The sequence below is a fragment of the Streptomyces sp. NPDC001770 genome, from assembly GCF_053596135.1.
On sequence record NZ_JBSFFN010000070.1, the window covers coordinates 1 to 19,440 of the forward strand.

Consider the following 19,440-nt stretch of genomic DNA (forward strand, 5'->3'; position numbering starts at 1 on the left):
GAACTGATCCCGCACCTGCTCCGGAAAATTCGGCGCCGTCCGCCTCACCGACTGATCGATGAAAGCCACCAACTCATCGACACCCTCAGCAACCCCCACCAACGCCCGAGACGCCGCCAACGCATGAAGCTCCCGACCGGTCGGAAACTTCTCACCGGTCAGGAGAAACATCAGATCGGAGGCCGCCTTGCTGACATGAAGGCCCCCACCCCCCTCACCCCCGCCCTGCGAACCACCCGCGACGTGCTCAGGCATCGACTCTCGCTCCGTACTTCCTAGTGGCGGCCGGAGCCCGCGCGGTTGATCTCGTCCACGGTGATGCCCTGCTGCTTCTTGATCGCGCTGCTCGTGCCGTTAATGCCGTCCGCGACGGAGGTCAGCGCCTCACCCAGCTGCTTGCTGACCTGGGCGACGCCGGCGGTGGTCTTGTTCCAGTCGGGGAGGATCTGATCGGCCATGGGGTCACCGGCGTCGCCGGGCCACGTCTCGTACCTGGCCAGTGCGCTGGTGAGCTGGTTGCTCGCCTGCGTCCACATGCCCGTGATGGTGTCCATCACTTCGCTCGCGCTGTCGAGGTTGTCGGGGGCCGAGGAGAACTTGCCGCTTGCCATGTGAACCGTCCTTTCTGCACGCCCGGAGATCGGCCGAGCGCCGCACCCGTCGGTCTGCTGCCGAACGGTCCCGGTCGGAGTGGGTGACACGAATGACCGTCGGCGCAGGTCAGGGGCAGGCTGGAGCCCGGGCACCGGAGCTCAAGCATTCATTCCGTCATACAACCGGTCCATACGTCAGATGACTGGAAGGCGCCCCTCAGCGGATGTCTACGTAAAGGCCGTCCCGCAGTTCCCGGCGCACGTCCGCCAGGAAGCGCCGTGCGGCCTCGGGCCCGGCCCGGCCGCCGACCTACCTGTCCAGCCGCAGCCAGGTGCCCAGGGCCCGGGTGGTCGCGGCGACGGCCGCACGCCCCACCGCCGGGTGCCAGCTCTCGGCGTACAGTGCCAGCCGCAACCGGTCGACCGGCGTCAGCGAGGACACACGGACGCCGCCGAGCAGGGTCGCGCGGGTCCTGAGTTCGATGCTCAACGCGATTCCGGCCGCTTCCAGTTCGGGCACGCCGGACACTCTGTCCGGGGAGAGGACTTCCAGCCCCGCCGGTGCGTCGGCCGTCTCGAGCCGCCGGGCGATCCAGGTACGTACGGCGGCCAGGTCCGTCACCCCCTCCCGCGCCAGAAAACCGGGGGAGGTCCGCTCCACGGCGTCCGCCAGTTCCTCGACCGAGCCCACAGCCGGCTCGGCGTGCTCGTCGGGAAACAGCCCGTCCACGGCCACGTGGGCGCGCAGTTCCCGTTCGGTCAGCCCCGGCAGCGACCGGTACCGCCGCGGACCGTCCTCGTAGTCCAGCCCGTACAGGCCGTCCCCCTGCTCCTCGTCCCACATGGCAAGGGACCGCAGGACCTCATGAGCCGTGTGGTAGCCCTGATGGACGAAGGTCCCGACCAGGGCGAGCCCGAACCACTGCATGTCCACCTCCGCCCCGACCGTCGTCTCCAGGGCCCTGGCCGAGTTCATCAGGTGATAGGCCGAACCGGAGGTGCCACTCAGCACCAGACCACTGGTCGTCTTGGAGTCCCGCTGGAACGCGTCGTCCATCCGGATGGACAGATGGTCCGCGATGTTGGTCCACGCCACCGGCTCTCCGTCCTTCCAGCCGGCCGAGCTGACGAGAAATGCCTTCTCGTCCTCGCTCAGCGGAGGAGTGATCACGTCTTCGGGGACCAGGGTCGGGCTCGCGTGCCGTTCCTGTCGCTGTGAACGCTCGGCCGCGATCAGAGCCGAGAAGCCGCCCAGTTCCGCCTTGACGTTCGTCCCCTCGAACACATCGTTCGCGGCGGCGTTGAAGAGGAAGTACACCTGCTCACGGATGTTCCCCTGCACGGCGACCCGTTCCAGCGCCAGGACGTCCTCGCCCACACTCCCGATGCTGGAGGGTCGTGCGGAACCGAAGCGGCTCAGCCGTTCGGGCGCCTCCGCCTCCACCACGTTCCACGCCGCGGCCGCGACCGTGCGCACCGCCCGCACCGCCTGGGGATGGTGGATCAGGTAGCGCGCCAGCCTGCGTTCGTACTCGTCGGCGGCCCGCAGATACCGGATACGCGCCAGATCCTCCTCCGGAGCGTCCAGCGGGACGAAGAGCCGATGGACCCGTACCACCGCGAGATCGCGCCGGCGCCACCACTCCTCGTCACGGTGCAGGTCGGCCGGCGGCTCGCTCAGACCGTTCGCGTACGTCCGCACCAGACGGCCGAGCGGGACACCGGACCGCGCCTCCGGCCCGAGCATCTCCGTCAGCCGGGCCAGCAGCGCGCGCTCCAGAGCCGCGGCCCGCTCGGCACCCACCTGGCCCGGCCCCCACCCGGAGACCTCGATCAGCGGAAACCGGCCGTCTCCCCAACGCCGCCACGCCACCAGCTCAGCGGCGATTCCGTCGAACACCGGCCGCAGCGGTGCGGCGTCCACGTCCGCACTCCCCGGCGCGAAGGCCACCACCAACGGTGCCATCGGACTGCGGTCGAAGTGATCCCACAGGGCGGCATCGGACTCGGCCGTGCCGGCGGAATCCGGGAGCGCTGCGGGCGGTTGACGGCGCGCCGCCGCGGCGAGCGCGCCGAAGTCCCGAGGGGCGTGGGCGTCGACGATCCGGAGCAGCTGTGCGAGGTGGCTGCCGGTGACGGGAATCGTGGCGTTCCAGCCGAACACCGCGCGGGCGATGTGCTGGAGCAGGGTCCGGTCGAACGGCAGGCCGGCCTCCGGCGCGTCCTGCGGAAAGGCCCGGTGCAGCCGCGCGAGCGAGGCCAGGGCGCGTACGGTCCGCGGATCGCGGGCTGCCGTACCGTGCAGCTCCAGGTCCGTGCGCAGCACCTGGACCATCCGCCTGCGGTCGTCGTCCCCGACGCGCTGCCCGGCGGGCAGCAGTCCGACGTCCCGGACGAGTTCGTCGAGCGCGTCGCCGCGCGGCTCCGGCAGCGCGCCCTTCCAGGTGTTCGGCGCGCCGGTCCGCGCGTCGTCGCCGACCACCATCCAGGGGTCCTCCGGGACCAGTGCGGCCCACGAGGTCGGTCCGAACACCGGGTGCCCCGACGTGTTCGCGAGGTCCTGGACGAAGGTCGCGGCCGGGACAGCGGCATCCGTGGGCGCCGCCCCCCAGGAGCCGAGCGTCACGACGGACCGGCCGTGGGCCAGTTCGGCGAACGACGGGCGTCGGCGCAGCAGACGGCCCAGTTCCTCGCCGGAGAAGGCCACCTTGCGGCCGTCGGCGGTCAGCAGCTCCGTCTGTCCGGGGCCGCCGGTGGCGGCCAGGAAGTACGGGGCGGGATGCTGTCCCGCCCAGGGGAGCGGGTCGGTGCCGGTGACGGCGGCCCGGCCGTCCGGCTGCTCGGTGACGTGCCCGAAGCGGGCGGCACGCACGCCCCGGTAGTGCAGCGTCTCGTCGGCGTCGGCGAACTCCCGCTCGCCTTCGGACCAGTGGCCGGCAAGACCGCCGGTGGCGTCGGCGAACGGCCGCAGGATCACCTCGTCGTCCTCGAACACCTCCCCGTCCACGGCGACGATCTCCCCGGGAGGCTCGGGCGCCGTCCCCTCGGGAGTGCGCGGCAGCAGGATCCACTGACCGGTGACCCGGTGGTCCTCGATCCGCACGCCGATTTCCGGCGGGCGGCCCGGCGCCTCCTGGTACAGCACCGCGCGTCCGGTGTGGCCCCACACCGGACGGCCGACCGCGTCCCGGACCGCCCGCAGCAGCCCCAGCCCCGTGGTGGCCGCACCCGCCACCAGCAGCACCACGGGTACGTCGGGGTGTGCGCGCGCGAGGCCCGCGTCCGAGGCGATCAGCCGGGCGAACTCGGTGAACGTCAGGTACCGGACGCCGTCGGCTCCCCCGTCGATCACCTCGATCCGGCCGGGATCCCCCGGTGCCGGCCGGGCGTGCACCACGTACGGTGACGGGCCGGAACGCCACGGCAGACCCCGGGGGCCGCCGACCGCCCGGTATTCCGACCGTTCGTCGTCCGAGGGCCGTACCAGGTGGAACGACCGTCCCGGCGCACCCGCCCGGAGCATCTCCCGACGCCCCGTGAAGTCGCGTACCCCGGTGGCGTGCCGCGCGGGATCAGCCGCCATCTCCGACTGCGGCCCGGCGGGGGCGGGAGGAGCTCCGCGCACCCCTGTCGGGGACGGTCCGGCGGCGGCACCCGCATCCGTGTCCGCAGGAGGGACAGCGCGCCCGGCAACGGCCAACTGCCCTACGTCGGATGGTCGATGCTGGTCGAGCAGGGAGAGCAGATGCGCGATGTCCCCGTCGGACACCTTCCGCGACACGTCCCAGCCGAAGGCGGCGCGGGCCATCTCCACGACGCGGTCCCGGTTGAACGGCTCGGGGCGGCGCCTCTGGCCCCGGGGGGCGGCCCGGTGAAGTCGCAGGAGCGCGGCCAGCGCGCGCAGTGTCCGGTTCCGTGCGCCCAGGCCATGCAGGTCCAGGTCGGTGCGCAGGGCTTGGAGCATCCAGCTGCGGTCGTCCTCGGTCACCGGCTGCCCGGCGGGCAGCAGCCCGCTGTCATGGACCAGCCAGTCCAGGTAGGGCCCTTGCGGCTCCGGGAAGGCCACCTTCCAGGTGCGTGGCTCCCCGGTCACCTCGTCGTCGGGGATGGCGAGCCAGGGAGCGCGGTTGTCGAAACCGAGTCGGTCGGGGGCGCCGAAGGCGGTGTGTCCCGACCCGTTCGCCAGGTCCTGGACGAAGGAGGTGGTCGCGGACGGCGTGCCCGGCGGTACGGCTGCCCGGCAGGCCAGGGCGACGACGGGGTGGCCGTGGAACAGCTCCGTGAACGATCGCCTCCGCCGCAGCAGACCCCCCACCTGCTCACCCGAGAACCGGACACCGTGCCCCGCCCGGGTCCGCAGCTCGATCTCCCCCGGTGCGCCGTGGGCGTGCAGGAAATAGGGGCTCAGGCTCTGCCGGGCCCAGGGGACCTCGTCCGAGCCCGTGGGCCTGCCGCGGTTGTCCTCCCCCACGGCGATGTGATCGAAGCGGGTGGTCCGCACAGCCGGATATGTCTTGTCCTCGAAGGAGGAGACGAACTCCGGATCCTCGAAGGACCAGTGCCCGGCGATGCGTCCCTCGGGGTCGGCGAACGGCCGCAGGACCAGGTCCGCGTCGTCGAAGACCCTGCCGCGCACCGAGGTGATCTGTCCCGGGGGCAGTGGCTGCGCCGCCGCCGGGGCGAGCGGCAGGAAGACCCACTGGCCCTCGACCCGGCCCGCCTGACGCACCACCCCGATCCCCAGCTGCTCGCCCGGCCCCTCCTCGAAGAGAACGGCCTGCCCGGTGTGCCCCCACACCGGCCGGCCCGTCACGTCCCGGACCGCCCGCAGCAGGCCCAGGCCTGTGGCGGCCGCACCCGGCACCAGCAGCAGAATGGGCACGTCCGCGGGCAGATCGGCCAACCGCGGGTCCGATGCCACGACTCGGGCGAAGCCGGCGAAGGACAGTGCGCCGACCTCCCCTGAACCGGCCTCGGCCGCCCAGATCCGGTCGGCGTCGGCCGATGCTGTCAGCGCGTGCACGACGTAGCTCCGGCCGGCCGCCCCGTGCGGCAGCGGAACCTGCTCGCCGGTCGGCGCGTAACCGGGGCCGCCGGGCCGCCCGTCGCTCTGTTCCAGCCGGTGGTACCGCTGCGGCCACGCGGTCATGAACGGGCCGTCCCAGGTGTCGGTGAACTCCCGTCCCACGGCTGCCGCACCCGGCGTCCGGAGCGAGATCGTCGCGGAGCGCACCTGCGGGGCCGCCTGCTGGGCCGGTGGAGCACCGCGCGTCCCGGAAGCGAACCAGGTGCCGCCGTGGTCTATCTCCCCGTACGGGAGGCTCTGCCCCGAGGCGTAGTCGTACGGGAGAGGGTTCAGCATGGACACCGGGGGATGAGCGCGACCTACCTCGTACAGTTCCCGCAGCGTACGCGGCCGGTAGACCTCGACGAGTTCCAGCAGGTGCGTGATGTCCCCGGAGATCACGGTGGCCGAGGGGTCCCAGCCGTAGCCGCTGCGTACGAGATCCTCCAGGAAGTTCCTGGTGAGCGGCCAGAGGCGTTCCCGTTCCGGGAGGGCGTCCCGGTGGAGCCGGACGAGCGCGGCGAGTTGGCGGGCCGACCGCCAGCTGCCCGCGTCGGGGCCGTGGAGGTCCTGCTCCATGCGCAGGACCTGGAGCATCCACATGCGGTCGTCGGCCCGCACCGCACGCGCGGCGGGCACCAGTCCGCTGTCGTGGACCATCCTGTCGAAGGGCTCGGCCCGGGACGCTGGGAGGGCGACCCGCCACTCGCCCCGGGCAGCCGCGTGCTCGTCGTCGGCGATGCCCATGGAGTACGAGGGAGTGCGGGCCACCCGGCTGGTGGCTCCGAAGACCATGTGCCCCGAGGTGTCGGCCAACTCCTTGATGAAGGTGGTGTTCCGGACGTTCGAGTGCGCCGCCGCCCAACACACCAGGGTGACGATCGGCCGGTGGGAGAAAAGCTCGGTGAACGACCGGCGCCGCCGCAGCAGCCCCCCTACCTGCTCCCCGGAGAAGGCGGCCGTCCGGCCGTCCGACAGCGCCAGGACCGCCGCCCCGATCCGGCCGTGGGCGTTGAGGAAGTAGGGGCTCATGCCCGACCAGGCGACGGGCCCGGCGGCGTCGGTTTCGATGTACTTCTTCTTCGGTGTCCGGATGTAGCGGGCCGACTCCCGGGCGGTCACGGCCCCGTAGAAGCGTCTCTCCCCGCCCCCGTTGTACTCCTGCGCCTTCGACCAGTGACCGGCCGGCCGGCCGTCGGGGGCGGCGAAGGGCCGCAGGATCACGTCCGCGTCGTCGAACGTCTCCCCGTCCACCGAGGTGATCTCCCCCGGGGGCTCCAGCTCCGCCCCCGCGGAGACCTCCGGAAGGGTCAGCCACTGCCCGGTGAGCCTCCCGGCCTCGCGCAGTACCCCGATGCTGAGCGGCGCCCCCGGTGCCTCCTCGAAGAGCAGCGCCCGTCCCGTGTGGCCCCAGACCGGGCGGTCCACCGCGTCCCGCACCGCCCGCAACAGGGCCAGCCCCCTGGACAGCGCCCCCGGCACCAGCAGCACCACCGGAACGTGCGGACCGGTCTCCGCCAGGGCGGAATCCCTGGCGACCAGCTGTGCGAACTCGGCGAACGTCAGCGGCCGGCCGGTGCCCGACCGTGCGTCGACCGTGTGAATCCGGTCGAAGGTCCCCGGGGCGAGTTCCGCGTGCACCAGGTACCCCGACTGCCACGGCACGCCACCCGGGCCGCCGATGGGCAGCGGTCGTTGCTCCTCCGGGTCCAGCAGCAGCTGCTGGACCGGTGGCATCCCGGCCGTCCACGGTGCGGACCAGCGGCCCGTGAAGTCCCGCCCCAGCACGGAGGTCCCGGACACGACGGCCGACGAACGCACCCGGTCCGCGGTGGAGTCCGCGTCCGGACCGGCTTCGGCGGGACCGGCGTTCCGCTGTTCTTCGGGAGGCGCCGCCTGGCCGGTGAGTGCCATGGCCTGGCGGAACGCCTCGTACACGGCGTCGTCGGCGGTGGTCGCGGTCACCGGGTTGGCGGGTGAGCGGTGCTCCGCGTCCGGGTCCGTTCCGTACAGCCGCTCCAGCAGCGGCAGCAGCTCACGCTCGAAGGTGCGCACGTACGCCGGCCCGTTGTTGCGGGGCCGGCCGGTCGCCGCGTCGGTGCCGTGATTGGTGCCCAGGTAGGCATTGCCGAGCTGGGCGAAGTACTCGTCGGCGCTGGTCGATGAGTAGTTGTCCGCGGCCCTTCCGTACAGGTCCAGCCGCACCCCGTCCGGCCACTGCTCGCCACCGCCCCGCGCTCGCTTGGCCGCCCACACCCCGGCGACCAAGTCCCGGTCCTCCTGCCCCAACCGGTCGTGCACCAGGTGCGCCAGCTCGTGCGTCACGCTGGAGTAGCCGTCCGCCATGTGCGGTGCCGGGCCCACCGACGTGGTCTCGCCCAGCAGGTTCTCCTCCGTGACCGCGGCGGTCAGTGCTCCGTCCGCCGCCCCCCGCAGCTCCTCGAACGGCCGCCCCGAACCGTCCCGCAGACCCGTCACATGGGCGAAAGGGCTGAACCGCGTCACCGGGACGTCCTTGGGCAGCACCATCACCACCGCGCCGTTCCGCAGCAGACCGGCGGCCACCTCCCCGTCCAGCAGCATCCGCGCCACCTGCGCGTACGCCTCCTGCCGCGCGGAAGCGGGCCGCTCCACACCTTCCGGGACCACCACCAGCAGCCGCGCCGCCACCTGCGCGAACTCGCGCTCCGTCAGCATCTCCCGGACGCCCTCCACGAACCCGGCGTCCGAGGCCAGCCACAAGCGCGTCCCAGCGGGCAACAGCTCCAGCCGCCCCCACAACTCCGCCGTCGGCAACCCCGACAACTCCACCACCAGCGCGTCCGCGTCCGACGGCTCGATCGGCCCGGGACGTTCCAACAGCCCGTCGGCAGCCGGATCCACCACCGGGAGCGCGCCCGCTCCTGGCTCCGCGTCCGGCACACCGCGCACGGCGCCGGGATCGCCCTTCTTCCGCCTTCCGGAGTTCGTGGTCCCGGCCCGGCGGGTGTCGGCCTGCGCGACGAGGTCCTGGGAGGCGAGCAGCGCCGGGGCGTCCTCGACCGCTTCCAGCGGAAGTGGCCCGGAGACGTACGTACCGCCGTTGCCGTCCCACCGGTAGTCGTTGCCCTGACGGGACGTACTCAGCCCGTAGGCCAGCAGTCCGACCCGGCCGTCGCCGCCCAGCACGTACGCGAACGACACACCACCACTGCCACCGTCCAGATGCGCGTGCACCGCCTGGTTCGCACCGAACACCCGCTCCCGAGGACGACCACTCCCCTCGGCCAGCGCCGCCAGCACCCGCCGCCGTGGGGCCGAGAGCGACTCCTCGTGCAGGCCGTTGGCGTAGTGGACGTCCCCGCTGTGCTCCCACGTGTCCGGCTGATGCACACGGAAGCGTCCAAGACGGTCCTCACGCTCCCGGCGCTCTGCCGCGACGGCCTCGCGGTGCGCCGGTTCCGCGACCCGCCACGCCGTTTCCACCGCGTTCCGCACCCACGCGCGTGACTCCCCGTGCACCACCACGTCCAGCGCGCCCAGATGATCCTCGTACGCCGCGAAATCCCGCTCGAAGTCCCACGCAGGACTCGTCCGGCCCAGGAACACGTCGAAACGGAACTCCTCCGCACGGACCGGCGACCTCAACTCGTCCACGAGGTCCGGGAACGCCGCGACCAGCGCGGCCAGTTCCGGCGACTCCACCACCCGACGCAGCAGCAGACCGTCCTCGTCCAGCAGGCCCAGGACCTCCTCGTCCCGGGCCAGCGCCACCAGCACTTCACGGTGGCCGCGCTGCAACGCCCCGAGCGCCGGCATCCTACGCACCACCGCCTGCGCTTCCGTGTCGGGCGCCCGGCGAGCCGTCGCGGGGACGGCCTCCGGACGGGACGCCCTGGCCGCGGCGGCAGCCGGCTTCCGCCGCGCGTCCCGCCGCGACGCAGCGCCCCGTCGGTCCAGCTCGCCGAGCAGCCGGACGGGCTCCCGCAACAGCCCCTCGAACATGCCACGTTCGCGGGACATTCCCCGCACCGCCTCGACGAACCCGGCGTCCGCCACCGCCCGCCCCGCCAGATCCGACGACCCCAACAGCGTTGCTGCGAGCGCCGGCTGACCGTCCAGCATGGCCGTCAACGTCTCGTCCGACAGCACCGCCAGCAACTGCGGAGCGGAGACCGCGACCCGCACCGAACCGGACGCCAGCACCCCGACCAGCCCCGGCCGCCGACGCAGGTGCCGCAGCACCCGAGCCGACTGCGACAGCGCCTCCACCAAGGCGGGCACCCGCACCGTGGCCCGCCACAGGTCCGTGTCACGGGCGAGTTCGTCGACGAGCGAACGCCGCGCCCTCAGCACGCCCAGCAGACCAGGGTTCCTCCGCAGCAGCCCGGCCAGGGCCGGCTTCAGCCGCACGGCCTCCACCAGCCCCGGCAGACCACCCAGCGCGTCCACCAACTCCGGCACTCGAACCAGATCCTCGGCCACCCCGGGCCGCTCCCCCAACAACCCCCGCACATCCGCCCGCCCCAGCAGACCCGACAGATGCTCCGACCCCGCCACCGCCCCGAGCAGCTCAGGCGTCCGCATCACCACCGGCAGCAGACCGGCCGCCCCCACCGCCGCGGCCTGCTCCGGGGCGGCCTCGATCGCCTCCAGCAGCCGCTCGTTCCGCAGCAGCCCGACGATCTCAGCCTCCGTGGCCACGGCCCCCGGGTTCTCCGCCAGAACGCGGGCGAGCGCCGGCCGGCCGACCAGGACGTCCAGCAGTTCCGGATGCCCGTCCACCACCCTCAGCACCGCCGGATCCGCCACCACTGCCCGCGCCCCCGCCTCGACGGCTTCCCAGTCGGCGCCGGTCAGCAACGTGCCCTCCGGGCCTCCGTAGAACAGGTCCTTAAGTCTGTGGATCAGGCCGGGGCGCGCGGCCAGTTCTGCCCGCACCTCCGCGTCGTCCACCACGGCGGCGGAGACCACTTCGCTGGCCTGCAGGAGCAGGTCGCCCTCGTTGGCCCGGATGTTCGGCAATCCGGCGTCGAAGGCCTGGAGGTACCGACGGTTCCTCCCGACGGACTGGGCGAACCCGGCGAAGCTGGAGCCGGCCAGGGCCTGTACCAGGAACTTGTCGGTGGTGAAACGCAGGTAGAGCTTGCCGTTCTCCCGCAGACCGCGGGTGAGGACCGGGTTCCCGTGGACGGCCTTCAGCGCGCCACTGGTGTGGTCCGCCAGTTGCTCGACCAGCCCTGGTCTCTTCAGCAGCAGGGGGACCAGTTCGTCGTTGGACAGCATCCCGAGAACGATTCCGAACTCGCGGTCGATGGCACCCCGCAGCTTCGGGATCTCGCGCAACGCCACGAGAACCGCGTCCGCGGCCCGCTGGTAGTACGCACGGTACTCCGGCGCCGCCTCCTGGACGATCGTCCTCCGGGCAAGAGCCGGCACGTCGAGAATCGCCCGCGCCACCCGGGCCAGTCGTACGTCGACCTCTATGCCGGACCTCGTGATGTCGGGGTCGTCGGTGGCCTGTACCTCCCGGGCGAGTTCCCTCGTCCGCCGGCTGAGTTCGACGTACTTCTCCAGCCCGGAGGGCTGCTTGACCTCCTCGATGAAGGCGTCCCGGGCCAACGCGTCCGTCAGGACGTCGGGGGCCAGGGCGAGGACCCTGGCCAGGACCAGACCGTCCCCGCCGCCCAGGACGTCGAGGAGGTCCGCGTCCTCGAACAGCCTCCGCCAGTGGGTGGACGGGGTCACGTCGTTCTCATGGGTGAGGGCACGCAGCAGATACGGATGCGCCGCGACGTCCCCGATCAGCTCCGGGTCCTCACGGAGCGCCGCCACCGTGTGGCGAGCCGCGAGGGCCAGCCCCAGCAAGGCCGAGTCGTTCGCCAACAGGGCCGGGAGAGCTTCCGGAGAGTCCTTCAGCAGCAGGGGAAGGAAGGGGTCCCTGTCGATCAGGTACAGCAGACGCCCCTCGCGCCGGATCGCCTCTCCGAGCCCCACGACGTGGTCCAGCAGCTCGGCGAGGCGGGGCTGGTGCAGCAGCATCTGCCGGGCGCCGGGATCGGCCTGGGCCACGGCCCGGACTTCCGCACTGTGGGCCAGACTCGCCGCGTAGACCCGCTTGGGGTCCTCGGGTCCCGCGACGGCGGTGCCGGGCTCGGAGAACCGGTCCAGCAGCGATTCGTACACACCACCCGGGGACCGCAGCACGGTGCGGAGAAGCCCCGGCGCCACCAGCGGCGAACCCGGCGTGATCTGCTCCCTCAGCGCGGCGTTCGCCGGCCGCAGCAACCGGCGGTACTCGTGCGGTACCCCGAGCAGGTCCGGATGGTCCAGCAGCACGGAGACCAGATGGGGACTGCTCAGCAGCACCTTGCCGAGCTCGTTGTCACCCCGCACGGCTGCCCGCACCTTCGGATCGGCGAGCAACCGCTGCACCGGCCTGGCCCCGGTCCTGGGAATCGCCGGCTCGGCGGCCGTCACGCCGGTCGCGGTGCGCAGCAGCCGTTCGAGCTCGTCGTCGCCGAGTCCCGCGTCGAGCAGGTTCGGGTCGTACGACAGCGCCTCGGCCAGCCGCGGATTGCCGTACGCCGCCCGCAGCAGTCGCGACGATTCCGCGAGACGGCGTGCCGACTCGCCCAGGTCCGCGAGTACGTCGGACAGAGCCTCGTCCTGCCCGAGTACGTCCATGAGCCCGGGGTCCCGCCGAACGGCGTCCAGCAGACCGGGTATCCGGAAGACCGTGTCCGCCTGCTGGGGGTTCCGGTGCATCGCCCGCAGCAGGTGCGTGTGTTCCAGGAAGGTTCTGACCGCGTCGGCGTCCGGGAACGCCCGGGGGTGGTGCGTGATGGCCAGGAGCAGGTCGAGGTTCTCCTTGAGCGGCCTGATCGCGGCCATGGGGGCGTTCGAGCTCCGCAGCGCCTCCGCCACCTGGGGCACCTGGGTGATGGCGTTCTGCAGCCACCGCTGTTTCGCCACCACCCGGATCAGAGGCAGCTTGCCTCCGAGCTCGTTGATCATGATCATCCGCTCCAGCACCAGCCCGCGCAGCTCCGCGTCGGTCTCCAGCGCCTTCGCCACCTCCGGGTACCGCATCAGGTGCACTGCGTGGTCCGTCAGACGCCCCGTGGTCCTGGCGGACAGCAGCCCGTTCAGCAGGTTCGGCCGGGAACCCAGGAACTGTGCGAAACCGGGCTGGGTGAGAACCGCCACCCGCACCCGCAGGGAGGTGCTGATCCTGGCGACCAGATCTGGCTGTCCGGCCAGGTACGGCAACGCCTCGTGGCCGACGGACCCGATCAGTTGCGGGTCGAGACCGACGAAAAGCCTGGCCAGGTCGGCGGTCGGTGTGAACGGGCTGGTCGCCTGGGCCTGCCGCACGGCGTCCCCGAACCACGAGGTCACCCGGTCGATCAGACCGTGGGCGTCTCGGATGTCCCGGTCCGCCGCTTCGGCCGCCACCGCCTCCGTGGCGAGCCGACGCGCCTCGGCCGTGTCGAGCAGGCCGGGCCGGGCCGCTGCCGGTTCCCGCTGGGCCGACGTCCGCCCCGTCGCTCCGTCCGATGCGACGGCCGGGGCGGCCGCCCCCGAACCGGCGGAGGACGAGGCGGCCTGCCGCGCGCCACCCCGCATCCGCAGGAGCCCGTCCGGGTCGGCGATGCCTGCCGCGATGCGGAAAGCCAAGGCACGGCTGTTCACGGCAAGGCGCCGGTCTTCTTCGGGCAGCGCCCGGTACAGCTCTTGGATCTCCGGAGCCTCTACCGTGCGGTTGATGCCCAAGTCCCTCAGCGCTTGGTCGACTTCGGCCTTGAGGTCGCCCCAGGGAACCGGCGGCTCCGGGGGTGCCTGCGGCTCCAGGGGCGACTGAATGCTGCCGATCAGGTCATCCATCCATGCGAGGTCAGGCGTGGGGTCCGGCGGGGGCAGCATGCCGGGATCGGCCAGTAGCTCACTCAGCCACGCCAGATCCTCGAACCCGCCCTCACCCGTGTCGGCGGGACCGGGCCGCTGGAGTGCGAGCCGTTCCTGTCCGGGGAGGGGGGCGGCGGCGAGCCAGTGGTTCCGGTCGGGGGCGTAGACCAGATGGATGTCGACGACACCGGCAGGCAGCGGGGACGGCTCGATGACCATGGTCGTTCGGTTGCCGGGCCGGTGGACGTGCAACCGCAGGTTGAGGACCCTGGCCACCAGGGAGGGCGTGGCATCGCCCGCGGTGTGGGCCCACGAACCAGGAGTCTCGAAAGCGGCGATGAACTCCCTGCGGTGGTCGTCGGTGATGAAGGCGGCGTCGGGGTACTGGGCGTGCAGATAGGCGTCCAGCCCGGCGTCGAAGTACACCCGCGCGCCGGGTGAGTCGAGATCGTGCCGGAGCAGCACGCCTATGGTCTGGCGCAGGAACGCGGGATCGCCCCGTCCCAGGGCGTGGTAGAAGCAGTCTCCGTCGGGTGGGGTCGCCACCGGGACGATGCCCTGCTCGTGAAGCCACTGAATCTGCTCCGGGGGCAGGGCGTTCGGATCACCGAGGTCCCCGGAGGTCCGATCCGCTCCGGGGACGTGGTCGCGGCCGGACCCCGAGGTGCCGTCGGCGGGACCGGGAGGGGGCGCTGAGACGTCGAGTCCGTCGGCCGGGCCGATCGCGGAGGTCTCCGCGGCGGCGGCCCTGGTGCGTTTCCGGGGACCGCTGCCGGTGCCCGGCGCGGCCCGGCGCTTGCCACGGGGCGCCTCGGAGGGCGGTGGAGCCTGCTGGGCGTTCACGGGACCCGCGCCGTGTTCCCCGCCCGACCGGGGGAGGTTCGGCACACCGGGGTCGAGCAGCACCTCGTACTGCTCGCCCCCTCCCGTCACCGGGACCGCGCCTGGGCGCCCCTGGCCCTCGCCCCGGACGTCGGCCTCGTCGACGACCTCGGCCCGCGGGACGCGCTCCCGCCCTGCCGCGCTCTCCCGCGACGCCCGGCGTGCTTCCGCCCGGGGGGTGGGAGGGGTCACCGGGCGCCGTGCGTGAGAGACGCCGTCACCGTCAGCGGGCGCCGGAAGGCCGGCGCCCCCTTGCGCGCCGGGCCACTCGTGCGCGCGGACACCGTTCGGACGGCCACCGGGACGGGAGGCCGCGACATCGGGATATTGGTCATCCAGCCTGGGGACACGGCCTCCGGCCTCGACCAACGCCCGGTACTGCTCGCGCGTCACCGGGGTATGACGCTTCTCGAAGCTGTGGAGCCACAAGCCGATGTTACGACCCTCCACGACAGCGGTCGTCGGCAAGACGGTCCTGCCCGGGTTGGCATCGAACCAACGCCTGACGAGATCCGGGGCACTCTCCAGCGTGATCCTCTTCTTGGGAACACGGACAGCAGCGGGACCGGAAGCCGCGACGTCTGGGTACTCGGCGTCCAGCCAGGCAATGCGGGCCCCGGCCCCGACCAGCGCCCGGTACTGCTCCCGCGTCACCGGGCTCTTGCCCTTCCCGAGATTGCGGAGCCACGTCCCGATGTGCTGCTCGTCCACAACCGCGATCGCAGGCACGACAAGGCTGCCCGGATTCTGATCGAACCACCGCCTGACGAGATCCGGGGCACTGTCCACAGTGATCTTCTTCTTGGGAGCAGGGACAGCGAATCCGGAGGCCGCGTCGGGGTACTCGGCGTCCAGCCGGGCAATGCGGGCCCCGGCCCCGACCAGCGCCCGGTACTGCTCCCGCGTCACCGGGCTCTTGCGCTTCCGGAGGTTGTGGAGCCACATGCCGATGTTGTGACCGTCCACGACCGCGATCGCCGGCACGGCAACGCTGCCCGGATTCTGATCGAACCACCGCCTGACGAGATCCGGGGCACTGTCCGCAGTGATCTTCTTGGGAGTAAGGTCACGGAGCGGAGCCGTCCCCTCCAACGGCATTCCCACGCTGACGAGTTCCCTGTACAGGTACGCGTGGATGCGGGTGTCGCCCGCACCCACGCTGTGCGCCCACTCACCCAGGTGCCAGGCGGTACGGTCCTCTGGGTCCTCGACAACCAGATCGCGTGCGGGAAGCTGTCCCCCGGCGAGGGCACCGCTGCGGTAGAGACCCGCGAGCAGGCGGACAGCCATGCGCGGCGGCACACCACGGCCGCCGAAAACGGTCTGCCCGCTGCCGGGCTTGGTCCGAACTCTGTCGCCCAGCACCACCCCGGCTCTCCGCAGATCCTCCAGGTCCCCCTCATAGACCCCTGCGACTCCGCGGAGGATGTTGTCGAGCCACAGGCCTAGGCGCACCGTGCCTGCCCCCTGTCCGGAAACGCCCGACGGCACCTGGCCAAGGTGGCTTCTGTGCATCTTCACCAGGGGGTTGGCACGGTAGTACTCCTCGACCAGGGGAAAGGCGATGTCCGGAGTCAGCTGGACGATGTCCTCTCTGATCACGACGTTCTCGGAAGGCTGCATGCCTGCTTCGAGAAGCGACCGCAGCTCTTCCCGCTTCACCGCGGTGAAACCGTTGCGGACGCTGTGGATCCATCCGCCGAGCGGGAGTTGACGGCCGTCGGCCAGCACGACGACTTGTCTCGCCGGCAGGGGGGTGCCCCAGGTCTCGGCTGTGTGGTAAACGGCCAAGCCCTCCGTCCCCAACTGCGCCGTCATCCGCACGCCCTCTGCGCGGTCCGGGGCGGAAGAGGACTCCGGCGGATCCGCCTCCGCAGGCGCCCTGTACCCCTCACCCGTCGCCTGCGCATGGCCTTGGGCGGTGCTGTGCGGGACACGGCCGGCAGTCGGCGGCTGTCCGGCGCGGTGCGGATCGGGAACGGTGCGGTCTCGATGGCCGGCGACTTCCTCGCTGCCGGTATGGCGGCCCATCCGTGCCAACGCCGAGGCCAGATCGGGACTGACGGCAACCAGCCCCGCCCCGACCGTCTTCAGCCACCGGCCCAGTTCCGCCGTCCGTTCGCCCGTGCCCACCAGCACGCCGTCGACGGACAGATCGAGGCTGCCCGTGCTCCGGAAGTGCCGCAGAGCGAGGTCCAGCATCCTCTGCTCATGCGGATCCTCCAGACCCGCCACAACCCGTTCGACCTCCTCGGCCACGAAGCGCGCCTGCAGCTCCTCCAGGACCGCCTCACCGGGCAGAGCGCCACCGGTACGGTCACCGAGAAGTTCCCCCACCTCCGCGAGGGTGCGCACCGGTCCTCCTGGCAACCGCAGCTCGGCGAACAACTCGCGCACCAGGTATGCGGCGAAGGGAACACGGAACAAGGTGCCGCGACGCCCCGGAGTCGCCCAACCCCACCACTGTTCCAGGCCCTGTCTGTCAGCCCAGCCCGCAGGCGGTCGCCACGACTCCTCGATGCCGGGAGCCGCCCACTGATCGGCCTCCGCGTCCCCTTCCTGAACAACACCGGTCGAGCGTGCGTCGGCCCCCTCCGGTTGCACGGCGGTCGAATGGGGCACGGCCGGCCGCGGGAAGCTGATCCGCGTGCCACCGTGAGTGGCCTCCGGCCCGGCGGCGCCCCCCTCGGCGGCCCGCACCTCGGCCAGGCGCCCGTGGGCGACCAGCGGGAGCGCAGAGTTTCCCTCCACACTCTCACCGAACAGGTCGTCGTCCGAGCCCAGCGCGCTTCCCCCGTTGTCACCGAACAAGTCGTCGTCAGAGCCGAGTACGCTCTCGTCCGCGTCCTGCCGTGCGCCACCGGGGAGCCCGAGCCGCCCTCCGGGGACCGCCATCATCGCCGCGATGCGGAATGCGAGATCGCGCAGGTTGAGAGAGCGCTGCCGGTCGCCGTCGGGCAGTTCGGCATGGAGTTCCCGTAGCTCTTTCAGGTCGACCCTGCGGCCGATGTTCAAGTCCCGGAGGGCCTTGTCGACCTCGGGTTTGAGGTCGTTCCAGAACGTCGGCCGCTGCTCCGCGGCCACGAGCTCCGGGTCTTCATCCGCCGATGGTTCGTCGTACACGGTCGTGGCGTCCGTCTCGGTGGTGATGCTCCGGATGTCCCAGAGGTCGCCGCCCACGCCACTGGACACCGAGGACGCGTCGTCGTCGACGGACTCGCCACTCTCCGATTCGGTCTCCCGGTCGGTAACCCGGGCCGGCCCAGCACTCTCCCCATCGGTGGGAGGAACGGTCTCCGCACTTCCCGGGGAGATCACGGAGGCTTCCTGCTCCTGCGGTGCCTTCGAGGCAGTCGTAGGTGCGGTTCCAGCGCCGTCGTGCAGCGCACCGACTACGGCGTGACGCTGGTCGTCTCCTCGAACGCCCGGCGTCCGGGCGGATCCGCCAGCCACCAGGCCCTGCGTCCGCGCGGCCTGGGCACGCTCGTCCGAGGCATCCGACAACGGAAGCCTCTCCGTGAGAGGACGGTTCAGCTCGACCGCGGGCGCACTCGCCGACCGTTGTCCGGCCTGGACCGTCACCTGTGGGGCCGACGACGCTGTCCGTTCGCCCGGAGCGAGGCTGCCGGGGGCCGCGTCGACCAGCGCTCCCGCTCCCGGCAGGCCGTCGCCCGCCGCGATCGCCCGACCGGACTGCATCGACGGAACAGCCGGCACCGGGGCGAGCTCCGCACCATCTTCCGCCGCCGGGACCCGGGCACCCGTGCCGTCCGGATCCCCATCCGTCCACCGAGGGGAAGGATGCTGATGCGGCGCCAGACCGTCACCGGCAACCGCAGGGGCTGCGACGGCCTCCGCCTCACCGGCCGCCAGGACCTGACGTACCCAGTCCGCCGTACGCGCGGCAGCCCCCTGTTCCCGTGAAGCCGTCGACGACCGCGCCGCCGGGCCATCGGCCACCACACCCGCGCCCGCGGCGGGAGCCGCCGTCGCATCGCCCGGCTCCACGGACGCGGGCGACGCGGGCTCCCGCACAGCGAAGACCGGAAGAGCCGTACTCGGTGACGTTCCCGAGACCCTGCTCTCCGGGGCCGGCTCTTCCTTCCCCGACCCCGGCGCGGCTTCGGCCTCCCGCCCACGCGCCGCCGTCCGGCCGCCCGGCTCGCGCACCCGGTCGGCATCCCCCGCGCCGCCGAACACCGCGGACGTACGCGGCTCCCCACCGGCGGCAACGGCCGAAGCCTCCGCTTTTCCGGGCCGGGGAACTTCCCCCGGACGGTCCTCCGGCGACAACCGGTCCGTGGTCCCCTGCCGGTCCAGTTCAGACAGTCGGTCCGGTGCCGGCGAGCCGCCCGATTCGACGCCGGGACGCGGGAGCGGTACTCCCCCAGCGACGGCCCCCGGATCGCTCACCGTCGCCGCACGACCGCCACTGGCTGCCCCGACAGGGCCCGCCGACGCCCCCGCCGCAGAAGCACCCGCCCCTACCCCGGTACCCCTGGGTTCCCGTGGGTCCGTACGTATCCCCGAGAGGGTGATGTCCGCGTTCCCCGCAGTCGGGCCACCGACCGCTCCCCCCTCGGAACCGGCCCCGCCACCCATCGCGGTCACCGGGTTCACCGGGTTCACCGGGAAGGACGACCCGTCCGAGGACGACGTCAACGCCTGCGAACCACGCCACTTCTGATACGCGCCCGCCGCGAGCCCCACCCCACCGAACAGCACCTGCTCCGACATCGAGCTCAGACCAGCACCCAACGCCGTACCCACACTGAAACTGAACCCCCGCCCCAGCAACACCCCAGCCGCCGACTCCGCCAACGACTCCGCCAACCCCTCCGACGTCGCGTCATTGAAGAAGTCGTACGTATGCCGCACCCCTCCGCCACCCGCGGGCGTACCCACGGCACCGACCGACCCCGGCGTACCGACCCCACCCGCCGCACCCGTCGTGCCCGGGTAACCCGGCAACCCCGACGGACCCTTCCCCAACCCCTTCACCCCACCCGGCAA

Annotated in this window: 3 protein-coding genes; all 3 read right to left on the bottom strand. The window is 72.2% G+C overall.

Annotation, left to right across the window (positions count from 1 at the left end; all coding sequences use genetic code 11):
- A partial coding sequence (locus ACWCSV_RS33660) for a hypothetical protein (protein WP_451148899.1) occupies positions 1 to 255 on the bottom strand: 255 nt, incomplete at its 3' end.
- A gap of 20 nt (positions 256 to 275) precedes the next feature.
- A complete protein-coding gene (locus ACWCSV_RS33665; RefSeq protein WP_451015597.1) occupies positions 276 to 611 on the bottom strand; it encodes a hypothetical protein in 336 nt (111 codons plus the stop codon).
- A 292-nt stretch (positions 612 to 903) separates the two neighbouring features.
- Complete coding sequence (locus ACWCSV_RS33670) at positions 904 to 17,619, bottom strand: hypothetical protein (RefSeq protein WP_451148901.1); 16,716 nt, start codon at positions 17,617 to 17,619, stop codon at positions 904 to 906.
- Positions 17,620 to 19,440 lie beyond the last annotated feature (1,821 nt).

What these genes read in the sequence shown, in the direction of transcription:
- ACWCSV_RS33665 (WP_451015597.1), bottom strand. Translation starts at nt 611, where the DNA reads ATGGCAAGCGGCAAGTTCTCCTCGGCCCCCGACAACCTCGACAGCGCG.